Here is a 26,754-nt window from a genome sequence, read left to right on the forward strand (position 1 = left end):
TGCCCCATCTGCCGCAGGCCAAGGAACTGCTCGGCGACAAGGGCTACGACAGCCGCCGCTTCCGCGAAGCCCTCATCGCCCGCGGCATCATCCCCTGCATTCCCTCAACGCGCAGCCGGAAGATCCCCATCCCTTACGACAAGGTGCTCTACCGCCAGCGCCATCGGGTCGAAAACATGTTCGGCCGTATCAAGGACTGGCGCCGCGTCGCCATGCGCTACGACCCCTGCGCCCACACCTTCTTCTCCGCTATCTGCCTCGCCGCCGCCGTCCTCTTCTGGATCAAAGAGTCCTGAGCCTAGACGCTGTTCTCGGCCGATACGGCCATGAGGCCGCAGCGGGCGACTGCCGACGCACACAACTCTGGGCGTGACGTGCAGCACCTGGGACACCACCTAAGGGCTGTTGGTCTTCAGCTGGCAGTGCATCCAGCCAGACGTCCGCGGAGGCCCCGGCAGCGCAGCGCTGCCGTCAGGCGATGCCAGCACCGCCGGTGACGCCATAGATTTCGCCGGTGATGAAGCTGGCTTCCTGCGAGGCCAGCAAGACATAGACCGGCGACAGCTCGGCCGGCTGACCCGGGCGTCCGAAGGCGCTGTGCGCGCCGAACTGCTCGACCTTCTCCGGCGGCTGGCCGCCGCTCGGCTGCAGCACCGTCCAGAAGGGGCCGGGGGCGACGGCGTTGACGCGGATGCCCTTCTCGATCAGCTGCTTCGACAGCGCCTTGGTATAGGCGACGATGCCCGCCTTGGTGGTGGCATAGTCGATCAGGATGGCCGAGGGCTCATAGGCCTGCACCGAGGCGGTGGTGATCACCGCAGCCCCCGGCGGCAACAGCGGCACCGCCGCCTGGACGATCCAGTGCAGCGCATAGAGGTTGGTCTTCAGCGTGCGGTCGAAATCCTCGGAAGTGACCGCCTCGACATTGGGCCGGGTCTGCTGGCGGCCGGCATTGACCACCAGCGTGTCGAGGCCGCCCAGTGCCTCGGCGGCCTGCGCCACCAGGGCGCGGCAGAAGGCTTCCGAGGTGACGTCGCCCGGGAGGGCCACGGCCTTGCGCCCGGCGGCCTGGATCAGGGCGACGACCTCCTGCGCATCGGCCTCCTCGCTCGGCAGATAGCCCAGCGCCACATCGGCCCCTTCGCGGGCGAGGGCGATGGCCACGGCGCGGCCGATGCCAGAATCGGCGCCGGTGATCAGCGCTCGGCGCCCGGCCAGCCTGCCATGTCCCTGGTAGCTTTCCTCGCCGTGGTCAGGCTTGGGGTCCATCCTGCCCGCCAGGCCGGGGGCGGCCTGCGGCTGCCGGTGGAAAGGTGGGCGCGGATATTGGAAGCGCGGATCCTGCATCGTCAGGCGGTCCTTGCTCATGCGTCCTTCTCCTTCGTGGCGGCGGGCTTCGCCTTGATGTTGACGGGCGCATCGGGCCCGGGCTGCGGCGGCGGCATGCGGTCATAGGCCTCCGGGTCGACGTCCTTTCCGCCAGGCTTCAGCTGGTCGCGCGTCACGTCATGCGGGCCGACGCTGCCGGGCCGGCCGCTGGAGGGGCCGTGGCCCCAATTCTTCAGCCCTTCGCGGGCTGCCTTGTCGGCCATGCTGGTTCTCCTACTGGCGGCGCGGCGTGATGCGCCACACAGTGTTGGACAGGTCGTCGGCGACGATCACCGCGCCGCGCGGATCGACCGAGACCCCGACCGGCCGCCCGCGCGCCTGACCCTCGGCGTTCAGGAAGCCGGAGACGAAGTCGATGGGGGCACCGGCGGGGCGGCCGTCGCGGAAGGGCACGAAGACCACCCGGTAGCCCGTGGGCACGCTGCGGTTCCAGCTGCCGTGCTCGCCGACAAAGACGCCCTCGGCGAAGGTTGCGCCCATCGTCGGGGCGGAGAAGGCGACGCCCAGCGCGGCCACATGCGCGCCCAGGCTGTAATCGGGGCGGAGGGCCGCCGCGACCTTGGCCGGGTTCTGCGGCTGCGCCCGCGGATCGACATTCTGGCCCCAATAGCTGTAGGGCCAGCCGTAGAAGCCGCCCTCCCGCACCGAGGTCAGGTAGTCCGGCACCAGCTCCGGCCCGATCTCGTCGCGCTCGTTCACCACAGCCCAGAGCTGGCCGGTGCCGGGCTGGATCGTCAGCGCGGTCGGGTTGCGCAGGCCGGTGGCATAGGGCCGGTGGGCGCCCGTGGCGGCGTCGATCTGCCAGACCATGGCGCGGTCGACCTCGGCCGCCATGCCGCGCTCGGTGATGTTGCTGTTGGAGCCGATGCCGACATAGAGGAAGCGGCCATCGGCGCTGGCCGTCAGCGACTTGGTCCAATGGTGGTTGATCGCCGAGGGCAGCTCGGCGACCAGCGCCGGGGGGCCGCTCGCCTCGGTCTGCCCATCGCGATAGTCGAAGCGGACCAGCGCATCCTGGTTGGCGACATAGAGCGCGCCATTGACCAAAGCGAGGCCATAGGGCGCGTTGAGGCCGCTGGCGAAGACCCGCCGCATCTCATAGGTGCCGTCGCCATCGGCGTCGCGCAGCAGGGTCAGCCGGTTTCCGCTGGCCACGCCGCTCTTGCCGAGGTTCTTGATGAAGCCGGCGATGAAGTCTTTCGGCCGCAGCGAGGGGGCCTCGCGGCCGCCCGAGCCCTCGGCCACCAGGATGTCGCCGTTGGGCAGCACCAGGGTCTGGCGCGGAATGCCGAGATCCGTGGCGATGGCTTGGATCGCATAGCCCTGCGGCACCGTTGGACGCTCGCTGCCCCAGGCGGCCGGCCGCGGCACCGTCATCTCCGGCAGCAGGCCACGCTGCGGCGCCGGCAGCCCGGGATTGGCACCGCGCTGTTGCGGCGCGGGGTCGCCGTCGCAGGCGGACAAGGCGAGAGCGGCAGTCCCGATCAGCAGCATCCTGCGCATCACGGCGCCTCCCTCGACTGAAAGCCGGAATAGCCGATCCAGGCGGCGACCAGCGCGAGCAGCGCCGCGAACGCCGAGAGGTAGAGCCCTTCCGGCATGATGGCGAAGGCGTCCTTCGCGTGGACCAACGCGTTGACGAAGCCCAGCGCCCACATAACGAGCACCACGATGAAGGAGAGGGCCGCGCGCTTCCGCCGCGCCCCCGGGCTGCGGAAGACGTCGACCAGCGCCCAGAGCAGGAGGAAGCCGCCGGCCACCAGCCCGCCGGCGATCAGCCAGGCCGAGAAGTTTGCCCATTGCACCTGAAAGCTCGCCCGATAGGCGAGGTCGCTGAGCAGGGCGCCCAGGAAGAGCGGCGGCGGAAAGCCCAGCAGGATCGCCTGCAGCGGATGTAGCGACCTGGTCGATCCGGCGCGGGAGATGGCGGCCACGGCGGCTCCTTTCATGTCTTGGCGGTGCCCTGCGGTCGCGGGCTCAGCGGCGCAGGAAGGTCAGCAGGTCCTGGTTCAGCCGGTCCTTCTCGGTGAAGACCAGGGCATGCGGCGCGCCCTCGTATTCGATCAGCTCGGCGCCGGGGATCAGCGCTGCCGTCTTGCGCGCCGAGATGTCGATCGGCACGGTCGCGTCGGCATCGCCATGGATGATCAGCGTCGGCACGCGGAAGGCGGGCAGGTCGCCGCGGAAATCCGTCTCGGAGAAAGCGCGGATGCAGTCGACCGTCGCCTTGGGCGAGGCCTGCAGCGCCATCATGCTGCTCCATTCGAGGATCTCGCTGCTGACGGCGAAGTTCAGCAGCCCGGCGCCGAAAAATTTCTTGCCAAAGCCCGCCAGGAAATGCGGGCGGTCTACCTTCACGCCTTCGACCATCTCGTCGAAGATGGCACGCTCGGCGCCGTCCGGGTTGTCGGCGGTGCGCAGCAGGAAGGGCGTGACGGCGGCGACCAGTACGGCCTTGGCCACGCGGCCCGCAGCGCCATGCCGCGCCAAGTAGCGCGCGACCTCGCCGCCACCCATGGAGAAGCCGACCAGCGTCGCGTCGCGCAGGTCGAGATGCTCGAGGATTGCCGCCAAGTCGTCAGCGAGCGTGTCGTAGTCGTAGCCGTTCCAGGGCTGGCCCGACCGGCCGAAGCCGCGGCGGTCGTAGGAGATGACCCGAAACCCTTCGGCGGCCAGCACCGGCGCCTGGTACTCCCACATGTCCGCGTTCAGCGGCCAGCCATGGATCAAGACCACGGGCTTACCGGCGCCCCAGTCCTTGAAGAAGAGCTCGGTACCGTCCTGGGCTTTGGCGAAGGGCATGGTGTTCCTGTATGTGTCGGATGCAGGTAGAACCCTGGACTTGTCGGAAGGTTTTTCTGAATTAGGCGCGCGTCTGTAAAGCTTATGCTTGCCCGAAAGTTATTATATTTAACTTATGCTCTATTATGCGTCGCGACGGCGCCGGCTGATGCTGCCTTGCCATAGCGCCCGTTATGCGGCTTCGGTTTCCTCGGAGACGACAGGCGTAGGCTCATCGGGCAGCGGCCCGAAAAGCACCTCCAACACCTCATCCATGCTGCCAAGCCGCCGAAACTGCCCGGCGGGCACCTTGCTGTGATTGATGCGGAGCGGGCGTTCGCCAGTCTCGCGCCGGCCGATGCGCTTAGGACTGCTGAAGCCAGACAGGTCGGGAAGCGGCTGCCCTGGACCACCGCCAAACCACCAATAGGCCCTGGCTTCCAAGCCGAGGTCCACAGAGATCCAAATCACGCAGCCGCTGGCCTTCCCCGCGAGCGACCGGCTTACCGAGACGGCCCCGGGCCGGTCGCGAACGCCGGTTTTGAACTGGATATGCCGAACGATGGCGCCTCGTCCCATGACCAGGTCATAGCCGTGGGCGTCAAATTCTGATCGCAGGACTTCGACGTCCACGACGCCGCGCCGCCATAGCGCTCGCAGCGCCTCCCCAACGAAGACATGCTCAACGATGCGCTCGCGCAGTGTCGAATGAAGGGAGTGCGCCTCCAGCTCTGCCATGGCTTCCATTTCCTCCACTGAAGTATGAGTTCGAGACCCGTCTAACACTATTTTCGATACTTATTTTGTTCTAATATTTCTCTTATATTCGCATCGTTTTGATCGGGTCTTTTTTGGAAGAACGAAATATTTTCTGACGAGGCTATTTCGCGAGCTTGCTCACCAATGCACCAGTATCCCTTACGCACTCTGTAGTCATGCACGGCAATTATCGCGTTCGCTCGGCATCGAAGGAGGATTTGCATCGCGCAAGCTATTCGAAAGCGTCCATCAACCATGAAAAAGTCCGCTTCAGCCGCTGCAGACTGCGTCCACACATTTTCATGATAGGATGGCCACTGTTCCCTCGTGGTTTCGTCGACGGGCGTGCCCCAGGCTCCTATCGGCCCGATGTCGGCAAAGACGAGAGTTGGCTGAATCCAATCGGGATATATTTTACAGATGTCCGCGACTTTATTCAGCCACTCTTGCGAGCTATCCACAGAGGTGATGGATTTTTTCACCATCGACGCAGCGACGCAGGTGCTGCCACCTGATCCAAACTCCAGATAATGATCCGCATGCCGCGCGAAATTCTCGAACAGACACAATTCACTCGGCGACATTCGAGGTTTCATAGGCAAGACCGGCTGAGAACCACCTTCATCATTGGCTATTTTTGGCGTTGTCATCTGGCCCATCTCCAAAACCTCTAAATTCATTGTATCTCCGCTGAATCTAGGTGTCATCGTAGAGCTAGCTCTGGTTGGCGGCTGAATGGCGGAACCGTTTTTCTAATCGCCCGCCAATCCACTCATTCGGCAGGATGCTTCCAGATACCGGGCAAGACTACTCAAGCGCTTCGCGGAATATTCTGATTGAACGACGCATAGCGCCGGCCTTGCCGCTTGAGCGCTCGTGGCTCATGGTCTTTTAACCACCGCATTGGCGAGATCATGACCACAAAGCCACCCATCGCCGTCATGTCGTTCAACCGCCCTGATTATCTGCGGCAGGTCCTGATTTCGCTCGCAGCGCAGGACGATGGCAGCCATGGGGCGATCCACCTGTTCCAAGACGGTGCTGTGAGTTCGATCACTGGAAGGAAAGCCGCGGAGCCAAGCGACATTGACCGCTGCGTGGCTATCTTCTCAATAATTTTCCCCGAGGGAGTTGTCCACCGGAGCCCATCTAATATCGGTGTCGCCCAAAATTTTCTAAATGCCGAGCGTCTGTTTTTTGAGGAGTATCAGGCTGATTGTGCCTATTTCTTCGAAGATGACATGATAGTTTCGCCTTACTATTTAAGGTTGCTGGATTTTTTCTATGACATGTATCGGGGTCCGAAGAAGGTGGGATACTTTGCTGCCTACGGGCATCTGAAGGCCACCCCGGCCGACCAAGTTAAGCGTCGTACCGAGCTTCGACGTCTCGCGCACCACTGGGGCTTCGGCTTGTTCCGAGACCACTGGCTAGAGATGCAGCCGCTGATGAAGGTTTTCTACGAGGTAACCCTTGGCCGCGACTACAAGAGCCGTGACCACGACCTCATCAAAAGCCACTATCGAGGCAACGGCGTCATGGTCGGGGTCACGTCGCAGGACGACGTGAAGAAGGCGGTTTCCTACGCCCTGAACCGGCCGTCCCTAAACACCTTTGCTACATATGGCCGCTACATCGGCGCAACCGGGCTCCACATGACGCCTGAAGCCTTCGAGCGACACGGCTACAAGCTGACCGAGTGGCTCGATGGAGTGGACTTCGGGTTTAAGCACCCGACCGATGCCCAGATCGAGAAGATGGTCGCTGATGAGGTGAACGGCCGCCTCGCGAACATCGAGAAGCAAGCTGCCGAAGCCGCCGCCAAGGCTGCCGGCAAGCCAACCTAGAATTTTCGTTCCGAACTAACAATGGACTTGAAGAACGGTTAACCTTCCGCTTACATTGCTCACGGAATCGGCATGACCGGTTCCTAATCTTTGTAGTCGGGAGGCTGCCGTGGGCATGATCCATGCCGCGCTGTTCCGCCGCCGCATTTTGGTGGTTGAGGACAGCTTTTTTCTCGCCAGTCACGCTGCCGATGTTTTGGAAGAGGCAGGAGCTCAGGTCGTTGGGCCGGTGCCATGCATCGACCAGGCACTTGAACTCGCGGCATCGATGCCGCTGGACGCGGCAGTCTACAATTGTTTCCTGCGTTCGATCCGAGCGGACAGGCTTGCAGACACCCTGGATCGCCATGGCGTTCCATCTGTCGTGCTGAGCCTGATCGGCAAGGACTACAGTGATCCACTGCTGCGAGATCGTGACGTGATTCAGTGGCCGTTTAATCCCCAGCACCTGCTGGAGACAGTTTCGATAGCCATCGTCCGTCATCGGCAATCGTCCTCAACGCACTAATGTTCTATCTCGTCTCGCATCATGGCCTTGGCCTTATAACTTGTTTTTGTGGCGATTATTTGTCGATACCTCATGTAGTGCGCGATTTTTTATAGGCTGAAGTGTTTCACAGAGCGGAACAGGCCATGCTGGATGCAGTCGAGAACAACTTGCGAGACATTTTCAATAAATCTTCTGCGCGTGCCGTGAACGTTCCATTCCATCTTACATCTTTTCGGTGAGGCAGGCGCTGAAGAATGGCATGCGAAGTGCCCCTCCAATGTCGCGGTAGCCAGGCTTTGTGGCTTCGCGGCGCGGAGGCAGTGATGCCTCTTATCCCCTGGATACCCTTGGAACGAGCGCAGTACAGCTAGGTGTCGTTTCTAAGGACATTGTCCCTGCTGATGAGGCTGATGGGCGGCAGTCCCTTGAGGGCCGAGTGAGGCCTGAGGGTGTTGTAGGTGTGCAGCCAGGGATGCATGGCGCGGCGCCTATCGGCGCACGCCTGAGCGCTGCTCGGATCGATGAGCGCGCCGGGTGCCGCGGCTGGGGATGGGACTAGGTCAGAGCCCTCAATGACCACTGCTAAAAGGAAGGCCTCAGCCAGCTGCTGCACCATGGCCCTATTCAGCGTCAAGGGGCTAACCCGCAGCAGGATAGACTTCTCGGGTTCGAGCTCTTCAGCGACGAGGCTGAGCTGATAGGCGGTGATCCGCCCGTCATCGCCACGCGCATAGATCAGCTTGCAAAAGTCTCTCGTCTCCCGCGCCTCGGCACAGGGGAGGGGGATTGGACCCCTCCCGTAGGCGCGATCAGTAGGTGACGCGCAGGCTGCCGTCGCCCGTGTGGAACAGCGCCCCGGTGCCGAGCGCCGCCTTCGCGGTCGTGTTGTTGGTGTAGACAGGAACGCCGATGACCGAGACCTTTGGGGCCTGGAGGCGAACCTCCTTGCCGCCCTTCAGCAGGTTCACGCCCGCCCCGACCGAGGTGTCGCCAACCCAGGTGATCATGGACGGGTCGGGATTGGGGCTGACGTCAGCCCACGGCCCGGCGATATCCATGCCAAGGGTGGGGTGGTCGTTCAGGTCGTAATTCAGCATGTAGAGGCTCGCCACGCCGCCGGGGGCGACATAGCCGCGCGCCTTGGTATGGGACTTGCTGAAATTGGCCCCGCGCCACGCGCCATTGGTGGCGAACAGCCGCCCGCTCTTGATGAAGAAGGCGAAGTTGGTCCCGTTGGCCTTGGTGTTCGACAGATACAGCTCACGGCTCTCTTCATCCTCGCGGGTGAAGCGGAAGCTGTTGTCAGTATCGATGTAGACCTGCGTCCCGCGCATCCAGAGCGGCAGCGCGTATGACGAGAAGAAAGAAGCACCCCAGTGGATGTTCGTCCAGGACCCTTCCAGCTTCAACCCAACGAAGGTGGGGTCGGGGTAGTCGGCGTTGGCGTCGAACGAGCCCTTGTTCACCGACAGCGCCATGTTCTCGTCGCCGAGGTACCAGGCGTTCTGGTAGCCGAAGGCGAAGCAGGCGTTGAGCATGCCGCCGTCCCAGCCATACAGGCGGAAGCCGACGCCCATGCGATGCGCCACGTTGTAGGTCGCGGCGGGGTCGTCGCCCTCGCGGCTGCCCAGCGCGCCGGCATAAGTCAAGTCAAGGTCGAAGGTGGTAGCGGTCGGCGTCGCAATGACCTTCCACCGGCCATATAAATAGGACTGCACGGCGGGGGAGCCGACAGGCGGGATATCCGACAGCACGCACAGGTCACCGACCGCGAACGGATGCGGCACAGCGCCCGTGGAGACGCGGACCTTGCCCGCCCCGTTGTTGGTCACCGCGACGATGGTCGGGTGCGTCTCGAAGTCGCTGCCCCACGAAAGCATCGCGTTGTTGAACGTGATGTCTTCCATCTTGGAGACGTCGAAGCTGCCGGCCCAGTAGATGCCGTTGGTGTTGTCACCGAAGATATTGGCCAGCTTGCCGCGCGACAGGCCCGAGGCGAAGAAGGCCGTATCAAAGCCGATGATGGTCGCGCCATCCACCGTGGCGTCATTGACGTTTTCGCCATTGGTGAAGAGCATCAGCCCTTCGGGATTGGTGCCCGTGTAGCCAGCGAAGTGCGACTGGTAGGGCACGTCCAGCAGCTCCAGCGTCGTGGAGTTGATGACGTGGGCATAGTGTCGGCCCGTCAGCTCGGGGCGACCGAAGCGCTCACCTCCGACGACATTTATGAAGTGAGCACTGCGGGTATCGACGCCCTTCAGCTTGCCGTTGCCGGTCGCCTTGGCGGTCAGCCCGTGCGCGGTGTTCAGGGTGACGCGGGTGCGGTTGTAGGCCCACTCCCCCGTCCCGCCATTGGCACTGCCAGACGAGATGGCGGTGATATAGCGCCGCACGTCCTTGTTGCCGATGATGGCGATGCCCTTGCGGCGGCTCAGCTCGGTCTTCAGGTCGGCCAGGTTGCCCGCGCCCTTGGTCCAGCCACGGCGCACGATGTTGGGATTGCGGACCACGCCGCCATGCAGCCGGATCGACCAGGCGGGATCAATCATGATGCGCGGGAAAATGGTGTTGTAGTCGGACACGATGCCGATGCGCGACGTGCCGGCGATCAGCTCGCCACCGATCGGGATGGTCAGGTCAGCGCCGAGAATGTGGTAGGCGCGGGCGTTCAGCCGCACCGGGCGACCATCACGCGCGCCCGCGTCCAGCGCCGCCTGAAGGCCCGGCTGGTCGTCGGAGGCGAGCACCTGCGGCGAAGAATAGAGGTCCTCGGCGTAAGCCGTGCCGGTTGCGCCCCACCAGGCGGGGTCATAGCCCGCTTCGGTGTTCTGGCGCACCCAGCGCCCCGGCGGCCGGGCCTTGCCGCCCGTGCCAGGATGGCTACCGTAGATCGGCGTGAAGATCGCCGGGTCCTGCACGCGGGTATTCGACTTGATCACGCTTGCGACGAAGCGGCCGTTGGCCAGCGGCTGCGGGTGACCTGTGACCTCGAACGCTTGGCCGGCGAGCCAGCCGTGGTTCTCGGTGAAGGTGTACTCGGAGTAGGCGTTGTCGGGGCCGGTGCCCACGTTCACGCGCCGGGTCGTGGAGATGCTGCGATCCGGCAGGTCAGCGGCGCGGATCAGGATGGCGTCATCGGCGGGGGCGAAGCTGTCGGGCTGCCAAACGAAGGTTCCCTCGAAGCCATCGAAGGGCGCGGTGCGGCCGTTGACCGTGACAACCATGCCCGAAGAGCGGGAGGCGGCGGGGATCGCCAACATGTCGGCAAGCAGGTCAGCGACTTGGGTGGTGGCGTTGTAAGCCAAAGCGGTTCTCCTGTGGAAGTCGGGCAATCCGACCCAGGAAGGAAATCCCATTATGGGGAACAAATAAAGAACAATTTCCAGGAAGGGGACATAATTCCTGCGCCTTGGTTGTAAGCTAGTCCTCTGCTGGTTCGGTCGTGCGGGCGATCCGCCGAGAAGCTGGATGCCGGGCGTGCAGGGCGGCGGCCTCGGCAGCATCGGGCCGCAGCAGCCAGGCGGTCACCGCGTCGGGGATGCCAGCGTGGCCGTTAGCCATTTGCGTACGGTGATTGGCAGTTGATGCAGCCGCTCAGCTGCTTGGGCGCGCGACCGGCCGATCAGATCTAGGGCCTCGGCGAATTAGCTTGGCCCCATCGCCCGGATTGGCGCCAAGGCAACAGGCGCCTGGCCAGCGGGCTTTTGCACGATAATCCTGCACTATCGCCGCCATCGGCTTGGAGCAAAAGCTTTCGGCGAATGGCCTGCTATCTGGGCGGATTGATGTAGGCTGCTGGCAAGGGCCGTTCATGCCACCACGGCCTCATCGTAGCATTTTCACATTTCTTCATTCTCATACGCGGTAAGAATCTTCGTCATTCCAGGGGAAGTGCAGATAATCTTGAATCATAGAATATCTGAATAAATAATGGTGGATGGCCAGGCGACCATTGAACTCTAAAGCCGAGGCGTTTTTCGCTCAGCAAAGCGCTGAATTTCATCCACGACTTGCCCGACGTCCACCGACCATTCATGGTTTAGAATATTTGGCCGAACGACATGTAGCGCGTGACGATGGCCTCTCAGTTGAGAAATCCGCACCATGTTGTGGCGAATTGAAATCCATCTCGTCAGCACTGGCATAATTTCGAAGACCGTCTTGCCGCTACCGCGGCCCAGCAAGTGGACCATACTGGCACCATGTGGCGCCACCACCACACCGGCGCCCTGCACCAAGCCGATCTGCTCTGCCAGGGTCAATTCGGAGAGCGCAACGCAATGAAAACCGGCCTGGCTCAGGCGCACTTCTAACTGGGCTTCGTTCAACAATGGACGGCGGGCGGTGTCACGGCGCGTGAGGTAAATTCGTTCGGCCGTACTGGCTAGGGCTTGGTCCGCTAAAATCCCAAAGCCTTCGGCATAAGCTTGCCAATTCCCCATACAGGCTATGTGGCGATCGGCGACGTAGAGGCGGCCGACATGCAGCGCATCACCCACCCGGCGCAGCGGAAAAGGATTCTTCCGCAGCATTGTCAGAGCATCTAGTTGATAGGTTGGCGTCTGATCGTGCAGCAGATATGGGATCTCGGATGCCGACGCCTGCAATGTCCAGAACAGCGATGGTAGCCATTCGGCATACCAATGATAGAAGCCCGCCCTCTCTATGGCGAGAACAGCCTCGGAGACATGGTCGGCTGCAGTTTGTGCCTGCAAACTAGAAGGTACCAGAAGTCGACCAGCATCATGCAGAACCGTTCCGTCGGCCTGCCAAATTTGTCCCTGCCGGTTGACGAAAACGTCTTCATACTGTCGGACACGCGGCAGAGGTGGATTATGCAGACGTCTGCTGAAGTCCGCTTCGCGCTGGCGGATCTCGGCAAGATCTGTCGGTGGGATGGCGGCCGCATTGAAGATCGTCAGTGGCTCCGGCTGTGGAGACAGTTGCAGCGCAATGGCAGGAGTGGCGACGAAACCGTGGAGGGCTTGCCGCGCGGCCGGCGTCTCTGCGTGCCTATTAAACAATCGATTACGGATGTCGCGGGCGCGGATCGTCAGACTTTGGTCCGCTCTCTGGGCAACGGCGCGGTTGAGCACCGCTACGCACTTCATTCGCAGGTTCGGATTCAGCAGTAGCGCTGGGTCATGCAGCAAAATTTCAAGCGCTGCTTCCTGCTGTTGACCTGTGGATAGTCTCAGGGCGATTTCAGCGCGGATGTGCGGCGGCAGCACATGGTCCATGCCGGCAGCGATCACTGCTTTTAGCGCCGGCTCAGACCTAGTTTCCGCTGCCGCAGTCGTCAGATAAAGCCAAGTGCGCGGCCGCAACGCCGCAGCACTATGCGCGACAATCACCTTGAGTACATCGTCACAAAGTGCTTGCCACTGGCCCACCTTGGCCAGCTTTGCTGTGCTGAGTTCCAATGCCAGCGACGCTGTGGGTGACACCATGATAAGCACCTCAGCATCCGGTAACTTTGACGATGCCGCTGAAGACGGTAAGCGGGCAGATAGGCGAGACATCAGCACAGCCGGTGCGGACTCGAAACACGCAAAATCACGTGGGGGCAACGGCTGGCTATCAACAGCCGCATGAAACACTCTGAAGCTATGAAGAGATCCCTATGGGCATCAGAACGGAATCGCAGCCATATCCTCTTCGTTGATCTTCCACGAGACGTCCTCGTAATTGACGACGCTGTTAAACGGGAATGCTTCGAAAAGCGCTGCCTCACTCCGGTGAGTGGTCGGCTCGTACATGGCATCAACTGCAGCTATAACTCGATCCCATGGCGTCTCCTGGCTGGTCGGCTGGCCGAATGCCGGCAACGTCTTACGCCCCGCGCCCAGGTAAAAATCGGCCACGCGGTGATCGACCTCGCCGCCTGCCAAGTCCATCGTCTCGGCCTGTGATTTGCTCCGTGGCGGGAAGTAGAGACAAGGGATGCGATAGGCATCCGCCAAAATTAGCCCGTGGAATGACGTGCTGACGATCCGCTTACAGGACAAAATAGTCTCGAGCTGTGCCTTGAAGCCTTCCCAACCGGCTTGGTGGTAGGTTGGCACAACTCGCACGCCGTCCAATGGGCTAATCCGCATGCGAACTCTGTCTGCTTTCGGCTGTGCCGTCGCTGACTTTGTGGCCAGTCCCGAGATATGCGGGATGACGCCCAGTTCTATAGTCTTCTCGACCTTTGGGTTGAGAATGCGCGGCAGAAACCAACCGGGATCGCCATAGACTGCTGGTGCGTGGATCTCGTTTTCAAGCAGGAGGCGGCGAGTGTTCGGGCCGCGAGCCGCGTGGATGACGTAGTTGGTCCCCGGCGCAGGCGCGAAAGCGGTCTCCTTGTTTCCAAAGGCTCGTAGCTTCGCGTCGAAACCCGTACCCCAGAAGTGCGCCGTGCCGCGCCGGAAGCCCTGCCCAATGGTGCCAATGGCAGCCATGCGAGGGGTATCTGCTTGGAAGCTGCGCGGGTCGAGCCGGCGGCCGGACATGGCGCTTACGACCACAGCGCTTAGTGAGTCTCCGAAATTGCCAATGCCTTGCCGATCAGCACGGACCCAAGCCAGGGGGATCTTACCTCCCAGCCTCCGCATCTCGTCTTCGAGATCTGGGTAATGGCTATAAGTCCCCATGACGCCCTTCCAAAGCAGCAGCTGAGCTTAGACCATCCGAGAAATGCGAAGAAGCCCTAGGCGTAACCTTCGGCGATGGCACCAATGCATGAGGACACCGCCGCTCTAGCCCCATCTCATAGGCACATTGAGGACGGCGGATGCCGTTAAGCCAGCCTTCTGGAATTTGGAGGTAGCACGTTGTTACGATGCAGCGGCCGACGTTCCAGTGCTGCCGATCACTGAATTGGATCCGCCTCTCGGTGACCGGCGAAGGCTTTGGCGTCGTCCCCAAGCCCGCCATTGCCCTGCAACCGTCAGAACAACATCGATGAAGGGTGATTAGGGGCTTGCGCTAGGGGCCGCACAAACCAGGCCCACCTCACAAATTTGCGATGGCGGCGGCAGGATTATTTTCTTGTTTTGTAGGAACAAACGGGGAACAAAAGCCTCGGCGGCCGGATTTTCCTAAGCCGCATATTCAGCGAGGATCTCCATGCGCAATCCCGTCACAGAGTTCGGTGCCGTCGGCAACGGCACGACCGATGATACGGCCGCCATCCAGGCGGCGCTGAACACCGGCGACAGCGTTCAGCTGCCCCGTGGCAAATTTAAGCTGACCGCACCGCTGGTCTTCAAGACCCACGGCCAGATGCTGATCGGCGAGAACAAAGGGCCGTCCGGTTCGGTTCTCTATCCGGTAGGCTCGTTGCCCGCGGTTCGTTTCTCCGGCTCGTTCCTGTTCAACACCATGCAGGATCTTCGGATTGAAGCCGCCGACTGCACCGGCAATGCACTGGAGGTTGTCGGCGCTGTCGGCAACGCCGCCGAGCGGCACTACATCCGCGACATCATGATTAACAGCCCCTGGGTGGGCGCCTACGTCCGGCGCTTCAACACGCTTACCTTCGAGAACGTCAACATCCAGGGCGTGCGCGGCCCGCGCGGCTTCGTCGCCGACTGCTCCGGCACGAGCAAGGACGCGCGGCGCGGCGATCTCCTCCGCCTGAAGACGGTCTCCGTTTCGATCCACAACGCCGGCACCGCCTTCTACTTCGATGGCGACATCGGCGGCATCCAGATGGAGAGCACCTCCACTGTCGGTCCCAACATCGGCTATCACTTCGCCAACTCGTCGAACCTGACCGGCGGCAATGTCATCGCCTTCCTGCAGGCCTATGACATCCAGTGCGACTTTCCTGTCACCAATGCGATGAAGATCGACGCCCTTGAAGGCGGCACCTTCACCAGCTGCTACTTCTTCGGCGCAACCACCAACCACCTGGTGGACGCCGTTGCGAGCGACCCGCAGCTGATCAAGCGCATCAAGTTCGTCTCGTCGAAGGTGAGCGGCGGCGCTTACTGCAACATCAACTTCAAGGGCCGCGACCTCGAAGTCGTTTCCTGTGAGGTGACGGAGCAGACGCCTATCCGCAACGCCGAAGGGGTCATGATCAATAAGGGCCAGTATCCGTCCATTGCGCTGCTCGCCGGCACCGGCCGCGGGACGTTCCTCGGTGGCATCTATGGCGACCTGAACTCCACCACCCAGATCCGCAACTATGGGATCTGGCGCGAGAACACCACGATCGGCGTCTTTCCGGCGGCGATCACCGGCTACGGCATCAACGGGCTCAGCAACTTCTAAAAGCTGGCCGATCCTACACAACGCGCCTGCACAGGTGCATATGGCCTTATGCGAGGAAGCGCCCCGTCGGTTATCCGGCGGGGCTTTTTTTCCTATATCACAGCGCCCCAGATCATGATCGAGCAGGTCTGCCAATCCGTCGCGGCGGCAGGTGCCGCGCATGCAGCGCTGTGGCCTCGGCAGCATAGGGTCGCAGCCAGACGGTCACCTCATCGGGGATCGGCAGCCGACCGGTTGCCCATTGCCGAACGGTGACTGGCAACTGGCAGAGCTCGTCAGCTGCCTTTGCGCGCGTCCATCCGATGGCATCCAGCGCATCGGAGAATTCCAGATGCAGCATGGGGCGAAGGTTCATCGGGTGCTCTCGTCTGCACGATAAGCTTTAGTTATCGTGCGCAGGGCAGGGCGCGTGGGAGATGCCGCATTCATTGGTTTCACAGTGTCGTGCTACCGTTGCCCGCACGCATTAACATGGGTTTGTAGCCTTCTCGGAAGGCGCTGCTAGACTTTCGCGATGCCGCGGTTATTCGTTCGTCCCGATCACACGTTGCGCGTGTTTCCTGCTGTCCTGATCGACGACGACCAGTGGCGCGCCAAAGCGGTGCTGACGACGACCAAAGACCAGCGCACCGTGGAAGCGACTTCGCCTCCCTGCAGTAGCCCACAAGCTGCGTACAAGGCGGCCATGACCTTGGCACGTCACGCGGCAGGCCTTTCAATTTGACCACAGCCCTGGCTCATCGGGCCCGCCGTGCTGCGATCCTGCAACGCCATATTCATGGCCATGACAAATTCCGCCGATGCTAATCTGGAATTTTTTGGAGCTTGGGATAAACCGCGGCCCATGCCGCAGCTGATCATCCGCAGCGACCATTCCATCAGGGTGTCCGCTCCCTCCGAAGCAGGCTCTGATTTGTGGATCCGCACCGCAGTCCTGACCATCGCCGCAACCGGCAAGACGGTTGAAGCGACGTCGCGACCCTGCCCCAGCCCTGACGTCGCCCTGGCCGAGGTCGTGGCCATCGTCCGGCGGCAGGCTGGTTTTTCGCCCGACTGACCCCTTCCGGCGATGCCCCATTTGCGCCCATGAAAACTTCCGCCTCGCGGAATTGCGATCATCAGCGCAGTCTTCGAAGCTAGACATTACCGCTAGTACATGTCGAAATATCGGTAATTTCCAATTATTGAGAAACGGCGCCCGCCCATGACACCGCTTGCCCAGCAGATCAGCCCCGTTGAAGACCTGCGTCGGTGTGACGCGACGGTGATCAAGCTGACGAAAGACTATGGGAAGGCGAAGATGGCACTGGCCCAGCAGCCGAGCTGCGGGGTAGCAGCCGCCACCTTCAGAACAACAGGCGATATGCTGATGGAGGCCATGGCCGAGCGGCATCGCCGCGAGGCAGCTGTTGCGACAATCCGACGGCTCTTTCGCCTGACAGCCTGAAATCGGTCGATCGACATGCATCAGAATGTCGTCGCCCGCATGATTTCCTCGATCCTGGTGGTGTAGCGCTGCGATAGCTTCTGCTGCCGGGTGCCCCAGGGTCGGGCAATGCCCGTCGCCAGCGGCCGCAGGGTGCCGCGCCCGAAGCGCTCGTTGACCGCGTCCAGCGCCGCCATGGTCTTGGCCGAGCGCACCGGGTCACGGGTCTGGAACAGCCGGGCCTGTTGCCGCGCTGGGACGAGTTCGGTCAGCATGATCCCGGCCTTGGCGTAAGCGAAGCCTTCGCGCCACAGCGGCACCAGCAGGCGCATGGCCTCGCCGATCAGCGCCAGCGTGTCGCTGGTCGGCTCGATGCGGGCGCTGCGCTGCGCCGAATGCCAAGCGCTGCCGTCATGCGGGTTGGTGTGCAGGAAGACCTGCATGTGGCAGGCCTCCATGCCCTCGGCCCGCAGCTTCTCCGCCGCCCGGGCGGCATAGGCCGCGACTGCCTCCCGCATGTCGCGCCAGGCCAGCACCGGCCGGCCGAACGACCTGGTCACCGCCAGCCCCTTTCGCGGCGCAGCCATCAGTTGCAGCGGCAGGCAGGAGACGCCGCGCAGTTCTTCCTGCACCCGGCCGCCGACCACCGTCAGCAGGTCGCGGGCCATGCGGGGATCCAGGGTCAGGAAATCCGCGATGCTGCGGATGCCCAGCTGCGCCAGCTTCTCCTCGGTGCGCCGGCCGATGCCCCAGACCTCCCCTATTTCCAGGCGCTCGTACCAGCCGGCCCGCACCGCCGGGTCGGTCAGGTCGCACAGGCCCTCCAGCTCGGGATGGTCCTTGGCGATGCCGTTGGCCAGCTTGGCGATGGTCTTGGTCGGGCCCCAGCCCATGCAGGTCGGGATCTTGGCGATGCGCGCACCACCTCCCGCAGTTCCTGGCACAGGCGGCGCAGATCGCCTGGCACGTCCAGGTCGAGGAACATTTCGTCGATGCTGTAGGGCTCGACCCGCGGCAAGCGCTCGGCGAGCACCTGGTAGACCCGGCGCGACATGTCGCCATAGAGCGGGTAGTTGCTGCTGAACCAGCGCACGTCGCGCAGCTCGCGGCGCTCCCGGATCAGGTGCCAGGGGTCGCCCATCTTGATGCCGAGCGCCTTGGCTTCCGCGGTCCTGGCGATGGCGCAGCCGTCGTTGTTCGACAGCACCACCACAGCGACGCCGCGCAGCACGGGGGCGAAAGCACGCTCGGCCGAGCAGTAGAAGGAATTGCCGTCGATCAGCCCATAGGTGCTGGGCATGCCCGCTACATCCTGTCGCGGACGAGCGCCGTCGCGACACCCCAGATCTCGGCATCCTCGGGCACAGCGACGTTATGCCGGCCACGCCGGCCGGATTGCAGCCACCAAGTGCCGTCCTTCAGCGCCAGGCGCGCCACCACCACCTCGCCATGCAGCATGACGATGGCGACGGCGCCCACCCGGGGCGGCACCGCGGCGTCAGTGACCAGGATGTCGTCGGACAGGATGCCGTGCTCGCGCAGCGCGTCGCCGGAGACGCGGACTAGGTAGCGGTTGGGCCGGCGCAGATCGAGCGCGGTCTCTAGATCGATGGGGCCTTCCAGGCTGTCGCCCGCCGGCGAGACGAAGCCGGTGGTCTCGGCGCCGGTATATCCGCCGGGAGGTTCCTTCTGGCCCATGGCATCAGAGGCTGGTGCGCGCCTGCACCAGCGCATCCTGGGCGGCGCGCAGCGCCTGCAGTGCCGCTGTGGCGTGACGCTTGCCGGCCAGATCTTCGTTGTCCAGGTCGCCCAGGGCCTCGGCCGCGGCTTCGACGCCGTCGCCCAGCTCACCACCCATCTCCTCGAGCTTCTCGCGCAGCTCGATCCGCCGCTCGTCGCCGGCGCCCTCGAGCCAGGCTTTGACCATGCCTTCGACCTCGCGGCGGATTCTGTCTGGGGCCACCGGCTTGCTGGCCAGATCGGCCAGGCGCTTCAGCGCCACCTGCGTCTTGATGGGCTCGGGCCGAGGTTCGGCGGGCGGGCGGATACTCTTGCGAGCCATAGGCGTCTCCAAAGCAAGCGCCGGCAGGCGCGCGTGGCCCATGGTAAAAGGAGAACGTAAAGAGAACAAGCGGAAGGTGAGACGGAGCTTTCTTTGCGTTTGAGGCGAAGAGCGCAGACTTGGCTTTTCTGTTTGTCCGCGACGCCGCCGGCGAGGCGGGGAACCCCCAGGTCTGGGCGACGTTCTTTCATGGTTAGAGGAAAGGTCCCGAAGCATGAGCGACGACGACAAGAAGACGCCCGAGCAGCAGGGCGACCAGAAGCCGGAAACCAAGCCGGTTGACGAGCAAGCGCAAGCCGACGCCGCCAAGGAGCGCGAGAAGACAGGCGGCTACCAGTAGCGTCGGAACGCGGGGCATGCGCGGCAGCCTTCGGGCCTCGCGTGTGCAACCGCGGCGCGCTGCTGAGCCTGCCTTCCCCCCTACCCTGCCCTGGCTGGCGCCTCCTCCAGGCCCCAACGTGCCAGGCAAGCTTGTATCCAGGCGGCGTCGGGCGCCGGCGAAAGGCTTGCGCTGCCATCCCACAGCACTTCTTCCCCCTGAGATTTATCTTCTGAACCTAAGGGTGACCGGCTTCCGGTATCGCTTGCTGGCAGCCAGGCCGCCGGCGCCCGGAACAGGTAGGCGCTGGTCACCTGGCACCAGCGGCGCCCAACCACCAAGCCGCGGCGGATCCGCAGTAGGATGCCAGCGGCTTCCAAGCGATCGAGCGCCTCCTGCGTCGTGGAGCGCGCCAAGACGGCAGCTTCGGCGATCTGGCCGATGGACGGGTCACAGGCGCCGGCGCGCCCCCAGCCGCGGTAGAGCAACGCCCACAGCACGCGCAGGCCGCTCTGCAGCAGCTCGCCGCCGTGGCGGCCACTGCCAGGCTGCCTGGTCGCGCGCTCGCGCCGGCGTGCCGCATCCATCAGCCGCACGCGGTCGGCGTGGCCCAGCCGCTGGCGTTGCCAAGTTGCGACCGCGACCGAGCCCCAGCGAGCGGGCGCAGATTGTCGGATGGGCATGGCGATCTGCCAGCCCAGCACCAGGATTTTAGACGCAGATACCCCTCACCGCGCGCTTGCGGTTTTCCGAGCAGGGTCGTAGCCTGGAGTTCTCACACACCCGGGCTACGGTTCGGTTTTGAAGGGGTCGGTCTGGTAGCTCTGCTGCTGGGCCGGCCCTTTCTATTTCTGGGCGAATCAAGGCCGTGCACGGTGCGCGGCACGGTCACCATCCCCGGCCACGCTTTACATGACAAGCTAATAAATTCAGAGCTTTACCGGTTACAACCATGGTTACATGGTTACATGGTTCAGCGGTTTATTGGTTACTTGGTTGGTTGCAATTAACCATGGTTACAATGCCCCGTGCGGCTGCACGGGGCACGTCCGTCAGGCCCCCATTTTGTCCAGATACTGGCGGATGGCTTCATCAAGCAGCGCCTGCTTCGACTGGCGCGACTTGAACGCTAGCGTCCGCAGGCGCTCGTTATCCGAAGCGAGGATGCGGATTGTTAGCCCTTCCCGAGCCTGGGTAGCCGGCGCGGCCGGCGCCGGGTCGGGCTTCGGCGGCTCCACCCTAGTGGGCACGTCCTCTTTGCGGACAAGAAGTGATGCATCAAGACGCGCGGGCGGCGAGGCCATAGCGTTTTCTCCGAGCGAGGCGGTCAGCGATATAGGTCCAAAGCTGCGCAATTTCGGCGCCGCTGGCCGAATGCGGGTCGAGCTCTCCGGCCGTGCGGCCATCGGTCATCGAGGCCGCAAAGTCGACGCGGTTGTGGATCTCGACGGGTGCCAAGGTGCCATGCTGGCTCAGCGCCCGGATCGCGTCGGTTTTCAGTTTCGAGCGGCTGATCGCCTGGTTGATGACGAAGACCATGGGACGCCCGGCCTGCTCGACCAAGTCGACGGTCGCGCCCACTGCCCGAAGATCATGCGGGCTCGGCTTCGCCGGAATGACGACCAGGTCAGCGAGTGCCACGGTCGCAGCGATGCTCTCCGTGATGGCCGGGGGAGTGTCGATGATGCACAGCTGCACGCCGCTCTGCTCGAGCCGCTGCAGCGTCGCTGCCAGCCCTTCCGGCAGGATGCGGACCAGGACAGGCGTTTCCGGTTCGCGGACGCGGAACCAACCCGAGAGGCCTGCCTGCGGATCAGTATCGATAACCGCGACGGGGCTTATGCCCTGTCGCTCCGCCTCGACGGCCAGGTGGCCGGTCAGAGTTGTTTTCCCCACGCCCCCCTTTTGGCTTGCGATCACGATGGTCTGCACAGGTCACCTTGCATGGTTACAAGCAACCATGGTTGTAACCATGCAACCCTGGTTGTCGCAAGACCAAGATGCTTTTCTGTTGTCGGGGGAACGCGATGAGGAGGCCCGGGCGTCCAGCACGTGTATCAAGCAACCAGACAACCATGCCTGTAACCATGCAACCACGGTTGTAACCACGCAATCATGGTTACAAATGGCTGGATTGGAGCAAGGGAGGCAATTCCGGATTCAGGGTGCTGGCTTGCTCGAGGGTCAGGCCGGCTGCGGCGACGACGTTCATGATGGATGCGGCGGTGTCCATGGCGGCAAAGCCCGCCGCCATGGTGTTCGGCATCTTCTCGCGGAAGCGAAGCGCACAAGCGATGGCCTCCTGCATCTGACTGCTGCGCTCGTGGCTCATGCCGCGGTTTCCTTCTTCTTCACCGGCGACACACGGAAGCGCTCCAGCCTGGCTAAGCCGAGCGCGGTCAGCACCGCCGGCGACGGCGGCGTGTGATTGTTGTGGACATCGCTGATCTGGCTGGTGGTCAGGCCTACCTCACCAATGCAGAAGGCCAGCGGCGAGGATCTCCTAGCCTGCCTCGCCGAGTGGTCGCGCGAGGTGTCCGACGTGCATGCCGCCATCCTGGACGGCCTGCGCGACGGCAAAATGTGCGCCGATGACGCGGCTCGCATCGAGGCCGAGACCATGGACATGCTCGGCGATGCCAAGCGCCTGCTGGGCGCTCTGCGCGCCCGGGTGCAGGACGCCGCAGGCCGCGGCGGATAGCAGGCCGCCTGATGCCCGCCGGCACAGCCAGGGCGGCGCCGGCGCTGCGCGCCACCCCCCAGCCGTTCCACCTCATGCTCGAGGCGATCCCCCATGCCTTCCCGTAGCGCCGCCGAGCGGCTCAGCCATTCGCGCTTCGGCCTGCCGGCCGGGCGCAACTTCGTCGTCACCGAGCTGAACCGCGACGCCGAGAGCGATACGCACAGCCTCACCCTTTGGGGATAATCCGTGGCCAATGCATCTGTGCTGAGGAGCCCGCCGACGGAAGCGGGCGCCTACAGCGGCGGCGCGTGGCGGCCGCCCTTGCCGCTGCCGAACCTGACCAGCCAGGATCCGGAGCGGGTCGCCCGCACGGTCGACGTGAACCTTGCCAGCACGCAGTTCCGCGTCGACTGCGGCCGGCCGTCGCTGATTAGCCAGTTCGCGCTGATCAACTACAACATGACCACCGCCGGCCTATTGCGTCTGGTCCTGACCGACAGCCCGACCATCCGGCCCGACCGCCACCAGTCCCACCCGACCTCAGGTCGTTGGCAAGGCGTTGATCTACTGATCAGCTTCGCCATCGATGAGATGAACGGGCTTGAGGGCGCTTCCCTTTAGATTCTGCAATAGGGCGACCAGAGGGTTGTCCAACGTTACTGCCTCGGCTTCAGCCTTCGGGCCGTAAACCTTGGGTAGCATCTTGGACACGAACCACCTGGCTGCATCGAAGCGCAACCGGGCAAGCTGCGCGTCTCCCGTGGCAGTCATCGCCTCATCAAGGGCGGCTTCCGCCAGGGCATGGGCCTGGGCCTCACGCGCCCGTGCGTACTGCGCCGAAAAGCCATTTCGGTCCTCGGCTGCCCAAAGCCGGACCGTGCTATGCGCTGGCATGCCCCGATCTCGGCAAATGGAGGTAAGGGTCTCGCCAGCGGCCATACGCTGCAAAATCCTCTCAACGACCTCCGTGCGGTAGGCACTCGGGCGGCCCGTGGGCCGGGAAGGGCGCAAGATAGCTTTGCCGGTCACGGGGAGGTCTCCCTATGTCTGTATGAGAAAAGAAGTAATTTACAGCACTACCGAAAATAATGGAATCAGATAAAACCTTCTAATTGTCCAATTTCTACACGGCCCAAGCATCTGAGTTAGCCTTTGATCCAGATCCGTCGCGAAATCTGAATATATCCTGATCTTGGTCGGAAACGCGGGAGAACTCTGCTTGTCATGGTGGCTCCAAAACTTCTGCATCAGCCGCCTCGTCACGAACCAGACGGAAAGTCGTGATCTCGCTCTTCAACAACCCTGCAAGCTGAGCCTGCGGATCAGCAACGTCAGGGCGTATCAAGGCTTTGGACGGCCGGCGCTGCCCGGGGCACGTATAAGTGGCCACTTCGCAATATATATTCTTATTGCCGAGTGGCCACTTATACAGGGCTTTCTCAACCTCCCTTCGGGCAGTCCTCTCCGACGGGAACAGGTTCGACAACTGCCTGGACAGCCAGGCTGAAGACAGCGGCAGGACCCCGCCTGGTAAGTCGCGCAAGGCCCGCTCCACTGTCGTGCCGCCCTCCAACACCTCATCGAGCGTCAGTAGCTCATCCACTATCAGGCCAGGCACGGGCAGATTAGTCAGCACGATCACCCGAGCGGGCCGGTCCGGCGTTCGAAAGAGCAACCTCAGGCGATCGATTGCCTGCCCTACGCCCCGCTCGCGCGTCAACTCCATGATCGCCTGTACGCGTGGACAGGGGTGCACCTGCACTTTAACGGCAGGCGCCCTGCCATGACGTAGGTCGTGACGGCGCTCTTCGGAGCCGTATGTCCCAGGCAGATCAAGTGGTGGGAACTGGGTATCATCGCCCCAGATACCGCGAGCAGTGCGTTCGGCGTGCTTGAGGGGAGGCTGCTCCCGGCCGATGACGATGATGGTGTCATAGTCGCGCCACTGGTCACTGCCGAGGTGCCGACCAAAATGGGTCACAGTCGCACCATGCCAAGAAAGCGAGATCGGCAAGTCGGAGGTGTCTTCTTCGCCTGTTAGCGCCAGCCGGACTTCTCGTGAGGTAATCACCAGCACCTTGATGCCAGGCCCGGTCTCTCGCTTTACAAAATCAGCGATGCGGTCTAACAGCCGCACAGCCTTGTCCAAGTTGTTCGGAAGCTTTTTCCCAGGAGCTAGGGAACTCTTTGCCAAAGAGTGGTCCGAGATTTGCGTTACGGAGCAGATCCGGACAGCGGGGATAGAAAAATTTCTCAGATCAGCTCCAAAGAGCTTCTGATTGATCTGAAATTCAGCATCCGCATCAATCAAAACCAACGGCGTGTTAGATGGCGCACCTAGGGCAAGCCGACGTTGGTGCAGACGAATAACTGGGTGTGGCACGATGCTGCCATCCTCACGATGCGCCGTGGCCTCAGCATCCCATTCAACCGCCACACAATCTTTGCGCTCCGCTCTTAGGTCGCGGGCGATAGCATTGAACATCTCTGCAATGGCCTGACCTGGATGCTGCTTATGACGCTGCAGAACATGCAGCGCACGCTCGTCATCGAAGCCGGCGTCTACAGCAGGTTGCGCCTTCTCCGCGCTCAGTACAGCGGCCTTCGAAGCGCTCTGGAGCAAAGCAGGATCTATATCCGCAGCCCGCAGTGCGTCTACAACGCCTTCACTGGCCTGTAAGCCGCGCCGAACATGAGCCGCTACATCCAGCGCCTCTTGCACGAGATGCCCTTCACCTATTTCGCAATCGTAGGTTGTCGGAGCGACAACATCCGACGGTTCGATAATGCTGGATTCGACTAGAGGGTTGATTGCGCCTTCGTCAACGATAACAAGGTCGGGCGGCGGCATCGCCAATTGTGAAGGTTGCGCAATACCAAGGCGGTGCTGAGCCATCACGCGGATGGCTGGACCACTGTCAAGAAACTGGGCGATATACCCTTCCTTCCGACACCACTCCCAATAGGGACAGAAACTTTCCGGCCGGCTTCCGACGGCATGCGTATGGCACACTGTTCCAAATACTGAGGAGCAACCAGCGCGCGAAGCGGCTTCTGCAACCTCGCGGCGTTTGCACATCCCTCGGGTTTGCCGACCACGGATGACGAGCACCCTTGGCCGCATCACGACGTCGAGTGGGATCGTGTCACGCGCCGCTTTTGCAAACCTCTCTTCGAAGTCGTTGCACAGTGCTAGGTCCTTTGCGTAGATGTAGATGTTGCGGTGCCAAAGCTTGGGACGCCGTAGGATCTCGGCGATGATGGCCGAGGTCTTTCCTAAGCCTGCAGCAGCGGCGATTTGAATTCGTGGTGCTGCACCCAGCGCTCGTTTACCAAAACGAATGCGGGCAGCCCTGCGCGCGCGCTGCCTTGCGGATCCAGGGGCAGTCTTCTCCGCGTATACAGCGGCCGCATCATCGGCATCCTGGGAAGAAACTCCGTCCAACAATAGCTTGGCCCTATGTCGGGCGTAGATAGCTGCCTCTACCGAGGAACTGAGGCGGTCTGCTTCAACATCGATCCAGTCGCGGGCTTCAATCTGACGCTCGACCCTATCGAAAAACGCGCGCATCACACGCTGCAGCTTGGCACTGGCCTGCGCTCCAGACAGTCGCGGGCGAGGGTAATGCGGTGTTGTGGGGGTGAGGACGACGGGTGCGGCACAGGCGATGCGGTGCCGCACTGCCGCTTCGCCAGCTTCTTTGATAGCGTCGTTGAAGTCGCTTTTGTCGTGGCGAGGTTCGGGCCAGGGGTATGCTACTGCAACATCCTGGCCTTCCTCTTTCCAGCCCTCTAAAGCTTCCCGAAGCCTCCCAGCCGCCGAAGAGCTTGGATTGTCGTCGTCGGCGCAGATGATGAGCGATCGACCAATGGGCGGCGCGATCTTTGCGACAGCGCCAAGGGCAGCCCAGGTCTCGTAGCCTGTAGCGCTCCAGACGCTCAAAGCGGTTTCTGGCCCCTCTGCGATCAGAAGCGGTCCGCTCTTCGTGGCAGGTAGACGCACCATGGCACCGGCCATGACGCCAGTCGTCTGCTTCGCGCCTGGCAAGCCTCTCTGCTTCGCCTCTTCTGCGGAGATCTTCGTACCTGCGGACGTCAGATAGATTCTCTGAACTGCGCGCACTTCTCCATCTTCGCTCGTCATCGCGACGACAAGGGCGCAGCTTCCCCGATGGAAGCGAACAGCCTCACGCGGCCATCCACCTCGAGGCCTGAGGACGCCGCGGGTCTGTGTTAAATAGAGCTCGGCGATGGTGCCATCGATCGGATCCGAGTAGCGCCAAGTGCTTTGTGCTCGGCCAATACGGTGACGTTCAGAGGCGACTGTATGAGCTTCGTCTGCCTGTCGCTTGCGCTGGCGTTCCTGCAACACTGCAGGATCGATGGATGGCGGGCGCGCGCCAGTATTGCCAATGCCGAGCCAGGACTTGGCCCAGGCGAGTGCACGAGAAAAATCTACGCCTTGCGCGAACATGATGAGATGGAGTGGGCCGCCGCCCTTACCGCCGGCATGGTGGAAGAAGCTTCCACGCTTCGGACCACGCATGACGACGAACAAGCCGCCCGATTTGTCCCACCCCCATTGTTTTTGGTTGCGAGTGTCCCGGGCTGGAGGGCCGAAAAGCTCCTCCGCTAGTTCATCGATGCGATCCGTTAGGCGTCGCTTGACCTCCGTCAGCTGATCATCGTGATCTCGCTTCACGTGATGAGCCTCACGGACAACAAGAGGCTTGGCA

General features: G+C 62.6%; 32 protein-coding genes. 10 read left to right on the forward strand and 22 right to left on the reverse strand.

The genetic code is table 11. The features are described 5' to 3' along the window. Positions 1 to 296: transposase (locus GVN67_RS05440; RefSeq protein ID WP_159993600.1), on the forward strand; the 296-nt coding region annotated here is incomplete at its 5' end. 175 nt (positions 297 to 471) lie between these two features. Here the strand turns inward: GVN67_RS05440 and GVN67_RS05445 are convergent. From GVN67_RS05445 to GVN67_RS05475, 7 genes are all read right to left on the reverse strand, one after another. Continuing rightward, complete coding sequence (locus tag GVN67_RS05445; RefSeq protein ID WP_159993602.1) at positions 472 to 1,368, reverse strand: SDR family oxidoreductase; 897 nt, start codon at positions 1,366 to 1,368, stop codon at positions 472 to 474. Continuing rightward, a complete protein-coding gene (locus GVN67_RS05450) occupies positions 1,365 to 1,592 on the reverse strand; it encodes a hypothetical protein (RefSeq protein WP_159993604.1) in 228 nt (75 codons plus the stop codon). Before GVN67_RS05450 ends, GVN67_RS05445 begins: the two co-directional genes overlap by 4 nt. A gap of 10 nt (positions 1,593 to 1,602) precedes the next feature. Beyond that, positions 1,603 to 2,892 carry a sorbosone dehydrogenase family protein gene (locus GVN67_RS05455; RefSeq protein ID WP_159993606.1) on the reverse strand — a complete coding sequence of 430 codons (1,290 nt, stop codon included), beginning with the start codon at positions 2,890 to 2,892 and terminating at the stop codon, positions 1,603 to 1,605. Further along, entirely contained in the window at positions 2,892 to 3,323 is a 432-nt protein-coding gene (locus tag GVN67_RS05460; protein ID WP_235034965.1) for a DUF2231 domain-containing protein, read from the reverse strand. Before GVN67_RS05460 ends, GVN67_RS05455 begins: the two co-directional genes overlap by 1 nt. 43 nt (positions 3,324 to 3,366) lie before the next feature. Further along, a complete protein-coding gene (locus GVN67_RS05465) occupies positions 3,367 to 4,191 on the reverse strand; it encodes an alpha/beta fold hydrolase (RefSeq protein ID WP_159993610.1) in 825 nt (274 codons plus the stop codon). Between the two features lie 171 nt (positions 4,192 to 4,362). After that, entirely contained in the window at positions 4,363 to 4,908 is a 546-nt protein-coding gene (locus GVN67_RS05470; protein ID WP_159993612.1) for a hypothetical protein, read from the reverse strand. A gap of 47 nt (positions 4,909 to 4,955) precedes the next feature. After that, a complete protein-coding gene (locus GVN67_RS05475; protein ID WP_159993614.1) occupies positions 4,956 to 5,588 on the reverse strand; it encodes a hypothetical protein in 633 nt (210 codons plus the stop codon). A 255-nt stretch (positions 5,589 to 5,843) separates the two neighbouring features. Here GVN67_RS05475 and GVN67_RS05480 point away from each other — a divergent pair, with 255 nt between their 5' ends. After that, positions 5,844 to 6,776: a glycosyltransferase family 2 protein gene (locus tag GVN67_RS05480; protein WP_159993616.1), complete on the forward strand. Its 933-nt coding sequence runs from the start codon at positions 5,844 to 5,846 to the stop codon at positions 6,774 to 6,776. A gap of 115 nt (positions 6,777 to 6,891) precedes the next feature. Continuing rightward, positions 6,892 to 7,284 (forward strand): hypothetical protein, encoded by a 393-nt coding sequence (locus tag GVN67_RS05485; RefSeq protein WP_159993618.1) that lies wholly within the window; start codon positions 6,892 to 6,894, stop codon positions 7,282 to 7,284. A 349-nt stretch (positions 7,285 to 7,633) separates the two neighbouring features. On the opposite strand, the gene GVN67_RS30525 is transcribed toward GVN67_RS05485, so the two are convergent. The 4 genes from GVN67_RS30525 to GVN67_RS05505 all read right to left on the reverse strand — a co-directional run bounded on the left by GVN67_RS30525 (position 7,634) and on the right by GVN67_RS05505 (position 13,709). Next, positions 7,634 to 7,882: an integrase core domain-containing protein gene (locus GVN67_RS30525; RefSeq protein WP_159993620.1), complete on the reverse strand. Its 249-nt coding sequence runs from the start codon at positions 7,880 to 7,882 to the stop codon at positions 7,634 to 7,636. Positions 7,883 to 8,075: 193 nt separating this feature from the next. Continuing rightward, entirely contained in the window at positions 8,076 to 10,571 is a 2,496-nt protein-coding gene (locus GVN67_RS05495) for a hypothetical protein (RefSeq protein ID WP_159993622.1), read from the reverse strand. Between the two features lie 654 nt (positions 10,572 to 11,225). Further along, positions 11,226 to 12,716: a DUF563 domain-containing protein gene (locus tag GVN67_RS05500; protein WP_235034970.1), complete on the reverse strand. Its 1,491-nt coding sequence runs from the start codon at positions 12,714 to 12,716 to the stop codon at positions 11,226 to 11,228. Between the two features lie 180 nt (positions 12,717 to 12,896). Then, the gene (locus GVN67_RS05505) at positions 12,897 to 13,709 is read right to left on the reverse strand and encodes a polysaccharide pyruvyl transferase family protein (RefSeq protein WP_159993626.1); all 813 of its coding nucleotides are present in this window, start codon (positions 13,707 to 13,709) and stop codon (positions 12,897 to 12,899) included. Positions 13,710 to 14,376: 667 nt separating this feature from the next. Here GVN67_RS05505 and GVN67_RS05510 point away from each other — a divergent pair. Then, a complete protein-coding gene (locus GVN67_RS05510) occupies positions 14,377 to 15,528 on the forward strand; it encodes a glycosyl hydrolase family 28-related protein (protein WP_159993628.1) in 1,152 nt (383 codons plus the stop codon). Positions 15,529 to 15,640: 112 nt separating this feature from the next. Here GVN67_RS05510 and GVN67_RS05515 read toward each other — a convergent pair whose 3' ends face one another. Further along, positions 15,641 to 15,868, reverse strand: coding sequence for a hypothetical protein (locus tag GVN67_RS05515; RefSeq protein WP_159993630.1), 228 nt, complete (start codon positions 15,866 to 15,868; stop codon positions 15,641 to 15,643). 504 nt (positions 15,869 to 16,372) lie between these two features. On the opposite strand from GVN67_RS05515, the gene GVN67_RS05520 reads away from it, so the two are divergent. Both GVN67_RS05520 and GVN67_RS05525 read left to right on the forward strand, forming a co-directional pair. Continuing rightward, the gene (locus GVN67_RS05520; RefSeq protein WP_159993632.1) at positions 16,373 to 16,585 is read left to right on the forward strand and encodes a hypothetical protein; all 213 of its coding nucleotides are present in this window, start codon (positions 16,373 to 16,375) and stop codon (positions 16,583 to 16,585) included. Between the two features lie 147 nt (positions 16,586 to 16,732). Then, positions 16,733 to 16,975 carry a hypothetical protein gene (locus GVN67_RS05525; RefSeq protein ID WP_159993634.1) on the forward strand — a complete coding sequence of 81 codons (243 nt, stop codon included), beginning with the start codon at positions 16,733 to 16,735 and terminating at the stop codon, positions 16,973 to 16,975. A gap of 20 nt (positions 16,976 to 16,995) precedes the next feature. On the opposite strand, the gene GVN67_RS05530 is transcribed toward GVN67_RS05525, so the two are convergent. The 4 genes from GVN67_RS05530 to GVN67_RS05540 are packed head-to-tail and all read right to left on the reverse strand — an operon-like array spanning position 16,996 to position 19,016. Then, positions 16,996 to 17,847 carry a DUF4113 domain-containing protein gene (locus GVN67_RS05530; RefSeq protein ID WP_235034966.1) on the reverse strand — a complete coding sequence of 284 codons (852 nt, stop codon included), beginning with the start codon at positions 17,845 to 17,847 and terminating at the stop codon, positions 16,996 to 16,998. Beyond that, entirely contained in the window at positions 17,760 to 18,254 is a 495-nt protein-coding gene (locus GVN67_RS29930) for a hypothetical protein (RefSeq protein ID WP_235034967.1), read from the reverse strand. The genes GVN67_RS05530 and GVN67_RS29930 overlap by 88 nt, the downstream gene beginning before the upstream one ends. A gap of 5 nt (positions 18,255 to 18,259) precedes the next feature. Further along, entirely contained in the window at positions 18,260 to 18,652 is a 393-nt protein-coding gene (locus GVN67_RS05535; protein WP_159993636.1) for a LexA family transcriptional regulator, read from the reverse strand. A gap of 4 nt (positions 18,653 to 18,656) precedes the next feature. Beyond that, positions 18,657 to 19,016, reverse strand: coding sequence for a hypothetical protein (locus tag GVN67_RS05540; RefSeq protein ID WP_159993638.1), 360 nt, complete (start codon positions 19,014 to 19,016; stop codon positions 18,657 to 18,659). A 214-nt stretch (positions 19,017 to 19,230) separates the two neighbouring features. Between GVN67_RS05540 and GVN67_RS30305 the strand changes: the two genes are divergently transcribed. After that, positions 19,231 to 19,356, forward strand: coding sequence for a hypothetical protein (locus tag GVN67_RS30305; protein ID WP_255430369.1), 126 nt, complete (start codon positions 19,231 to 19,233; stop codon positions 19,354 to 19,356). A gap of 80 nt (positions 19,357 to 19,436) precedes the next feature. Here the strand turns inward: GVN67_RS30305 and GVN67_RS05545 are convergent, their stop codons facing one another. The 4 genes from GVN67_RS05545 to GVN67_RS05560 all read right to left on the reverse strand — a co-directional run bounded on the left by GVN67_RS05545 (position 19,437) and on the right by GVN67_RS05560 (position 21,667). After that, complete coding sequence (locus GVN67_RS05545; protein ID WP_159993640.1) at positions 19,437 to 20,039, reverse strand: hypothetical protein; 603 nt, start codon at positions 20,037 to 20,039, stop codon at positions 19,437 to 19,439. A 348-nt stretch (positions 20,040 to 20,387) separates the two neighbouring features. Further along, complete coding sequence (locus GVN67_RS05550; protein ID WP_159993642.1) at positions 20,388 to 20,639, reverse strand: hypothetical protein; 252 nt, start codon at positions 20,637 to 20,639, stop codon at positions 20,388 to 20,390. After that, positions 20,614 to 21,267 (reverse strand): ParA family protein, encoded by a 654-nt coding sequence (locus GVN67_RS05555; protein WP_159993644.1) that lies wholly within the window; start codon positions 21,265 to 21,267, stop codon positions 20,614 to 20,616. The genes GVN67_RS05550 and GVN67_RS05555 overlap by 26 nt, the downstream gene beginning before the upstream one ends. Positions 21,268 to 21,454: 187 nt before the next feature. Continuing rightward, positions 21,455 to 21,667 carry a hypothetical protein gene (locus tag GVN67_RS05560; RefSeq protein WP_159993646.1) on the reverse strand — a complete coding sequence of 71 codons (213 nt, stop codon included), beginning with the start codon at positions 21,665 to 21,667 and terminating at the stop codon, positions 21,455 to 21,457. 144 nt (positions 21,668 to 21,811) lie between these two features. Between GVN67_RS05560 and GVN67_RS05565 the strand changes: the two genes are divergently transcribed. The 3 genes from GVN67_RS05565 to GVN67_RS05570 all read left to right on the forward strand — a co-directional run bounded on the left by GVN67_RS05565 (position 21,812) and on the right by GVN67_RS05570 (position 22,639). Next, entirely contained in the window at positions 21,812 to 22,036 is a 225-nt protein-coding gene (locus GVN67_RS05565) for a hypothetical protein (protein WP_159993648.1), read from the forward strand. A 93-nt stretch (positions 22,037 to 22,129) separates the two neighbouring features. Then, on the forward strand, positions 22,130 to 22,261 hold the full coding sequence (locus GVN67_RS30310) for a hypothetical protein (RefSeq protein WP_255430370.1): 132 nt from the start codon (positions 22,130 to 22,132) through the stop codon (positions 22,259 to 22,261). A gap of 3 nt (positions 22,262 to 22,264) precedes the next feature. After that, positions 22,265 to 22,639, forward strand: a complete 375-nt coding sequence (locus GVN67_RS05570; RefSeq protein ID WP_159993650.1) for a hypothetical protein — start codon at positions 22,265 to 22,267, stop codon at positions 22,637 to 22,639. On the opposite strand, the gene GVN67_RS30530 is transcribed toward GVN67_RS05570, so the two are convergent. Further along, complete coding sequence (locus GVN67_RS30530) at positions 22,583 to 23,047, reverse strand: hypothetical protein (RefSeq protein ID WP_368667224.1); 465 nt, start codon at positions 23,045 to 23,047, stop codon at positions 22,583 to 22,585. The genes GVN67_RS05570 and GVN67_RS30530 overlap by 57 nt on opposite strands. Positions 23,048 to 23,240: 193 nt before the next feature. Continuing rightward, positions 23,241 to 26,720 (reverse strand): toprim domain-containing protein, encoded by a 3,480-nt coding sequence (locus GVN67_RS05575; RefSeq protein ID WP_159993652.1) that lies wholly within the window; start codon positions 26,718 to 26,720, stop codon positions 23,241 to 23,243. Between the last annotated feature and the right edge of the window lie 34 nt (positions 26,721 to 26,754).

It is taken from the genome of Roseomonas sp. 18066 (assembly GCF_902706185.1).
Lineage (GTDB): Bacteria > Pseudomonadota > Alphaproteobacteria > Acetobacterales > Acetobacteraceae > Pseudoroseomonas.

What these genes read in the sequence shown, in the direction of transcription:
- GVN67_RS05445 (WP_159993602.1), bottom strand. Translation starts at nt 1,368, where the DNA reads ATGAGCAAGGACCGCCTGACGATGCAGGATCCGCGCTTCCAATATCCG.
- GVN67_RS05450 (WP_159993604.1), bottom strand. Translation starts at nt 1,592, where the DNA reads ATGGCCGACAAGGCAGCCCGCGAAGGGCTGAAGAATTGGGGCCACGGC.
- GVN67_RS05455 (WP_159993606.1), bottom strand. Translation starts at nt 2,892, where the DNA reads ATGCGCAGGATGCTGCTGATCGGGACTGCCGCTCTCGCCTTGTCCGCC.
- GVN67_RS05465 (WP_159993610.1), bottom strand. Translation starts at nt 4,191, where the DNA reads ATGCCCTTCGCCAAAGCCCAGGACGGTACCGAGCTCTTCTTCAAGGAC.
- GVN67_RS05470 (WP_159993612.1), bottom strand. Translation starts at nt 4,908, where the DNA reads ATGGCAGAGCTGGAGGCGCACTCCCTTCATTCGACACTGCGCGAGCGC.
- GVN67_RS05475 (WP_159993614.1), bottom strand. Translation starts at nt 5,588, where the DNA reads ATGGGCCAGATGACAACGCCAAAAATAGCCAATGATGAAGGTGGTTCT.
- GVN67_RS05480 (WP_159993616.1), top strand. Translation starts at nt 5,844, where the DNA reads ATGACCACAAAGCCACCCATCGCCGTCATGTCGTTCAACCGCCCTGAT.
- GVN67_RS05485 (WP_159993618.1), top strand. Translation starts at nt 6,892, where the DNA reads ATGATCCATGCCGCGCTGTTCCGCCGCCGCATTTTGGTGGTTGAGGAC.
- GVN67_RS30525 (WP_159993620.1), bottom strand. Translation starts at nt 7,882, where the DNA reads ATGGTGCAGCAGCTGGCTGAGGCCTTCCTTTTAGCAGTGGTCATTGAG.
- GVN67_RS05500 (WP_235034970.1), bottom strand. Translation starts at nt 12,716, where the DNA reads ATGGTGTCACCCACAGCGTCGCTGGCATTGGAACTCAGCACAGCAAAG.
- GVN67_RS05505 (WP_159993626.1), bottom strand. Translation starts at nt 13,709, where the DNA reads ATGGCTGCCATTGGCACCATTGGGCAGGGCTTCCGGCGCGGCACGGCG.
- GVN67_RS05510 (WP_159993628.1), top strand. Translation starts at nt 14,377, where the DNA reads ATGCGCAATCCCGTCACAGAGTTCGGTGCCGTCGGCAACGGCACGACC.
- GVN67_RS05515 (WP_159993630.1), bottom strand. Translation starts at nt 15,868, where the DNA reads ATGCTGCATCTGGAATTCTCCGATGCGCTGGATGCCATCGGATGGACG.
- GVN67_RS05520 (WP_159993632.1), top strand. Translation starts at nt 16,373, where the DNA reads ATGCCGCAGCTGATCATCCGCAGCGACCATTCCATCAGGGTGTCCGCT.
- GVN67_RS05525 (WP_159993634.1), top strand. Translation starts at nt 16,733, where the DNA reads ATGACACCGCTTGCCCAGCAGATCAGCCCCGTTGAAGACCTGCGTCGG.
- GVN67_RS05530 (WP_235034966.1), bottom strand. Translation starts at nt 17,847, where the DNA reads ATGGGCTGGGGCCCGACCAAGACCATCGCCAAGCTGGCCAACGGCATC.
- GVN67_RS29930 (WP_235034967.1), bottom strand. Translation starts at nt 18,254, where the DNA reads ATGCCCAGCACCTATGGGCTGATCGACGGCAATTCCTTCTACTGCTCG.
- GVN67_RS05535 (WP_159993636.1), bottom strand. Translation starts at nt 18,652, where the DNA reads ATGGGCCAGAAGGAACCTCCCGGCGGATATACCGGCGCCGAGACCACC.
- GVN67_RS05540 (WP_159993638.1), bottom strand. Translation starts at nt 19,016, where the DNA reads ATGGCTCGCAAGAGTATCCGCCCGCCCGCCGAACCTCGGCCCGAGCCC.
- GVN67_RS30305 (WP_255430369.1), top strand. Translation starts at nt 19,231, where the DNA reads ATGAGCGACGACGACAAGAAGACGCCCGAGCAGCAGGGCGACCAGAAG.
- GVN67_RS05550 (WP_159993642.1), bottom strand. Translation starts at nt 20,639, where the DNA reads ATGGCCTCGCCGCCCGCGCGTCTTGATGCATCACTTCTTGTCCGCAAA.
- GVN67_RS05560 (WP_159993646.1), bottom strand. Translation starts at nt 21,667, where the DNA reads ATGAGCCACGAGCGCAGCAGTCAGATGCAGGAGGCCATCGCTTGTGCG.
- GVN67_RS05565 (WP_159993648.1), top strand. Translation starts at nt 21,812, where the DNA reads ATGCAGAAGGCCAGCGGCGAGGATCTCCTAGCCTGCCTCGCCGAGTGG.
- GVN67_RS30310 (WP_255430370.1), top strand. Translation starts at nt 22,130, where the DNA reads ATGCCTTCCCGTAGCGCCGCCGAGCGGCTCAGCCATTCGCGCTTCGGC.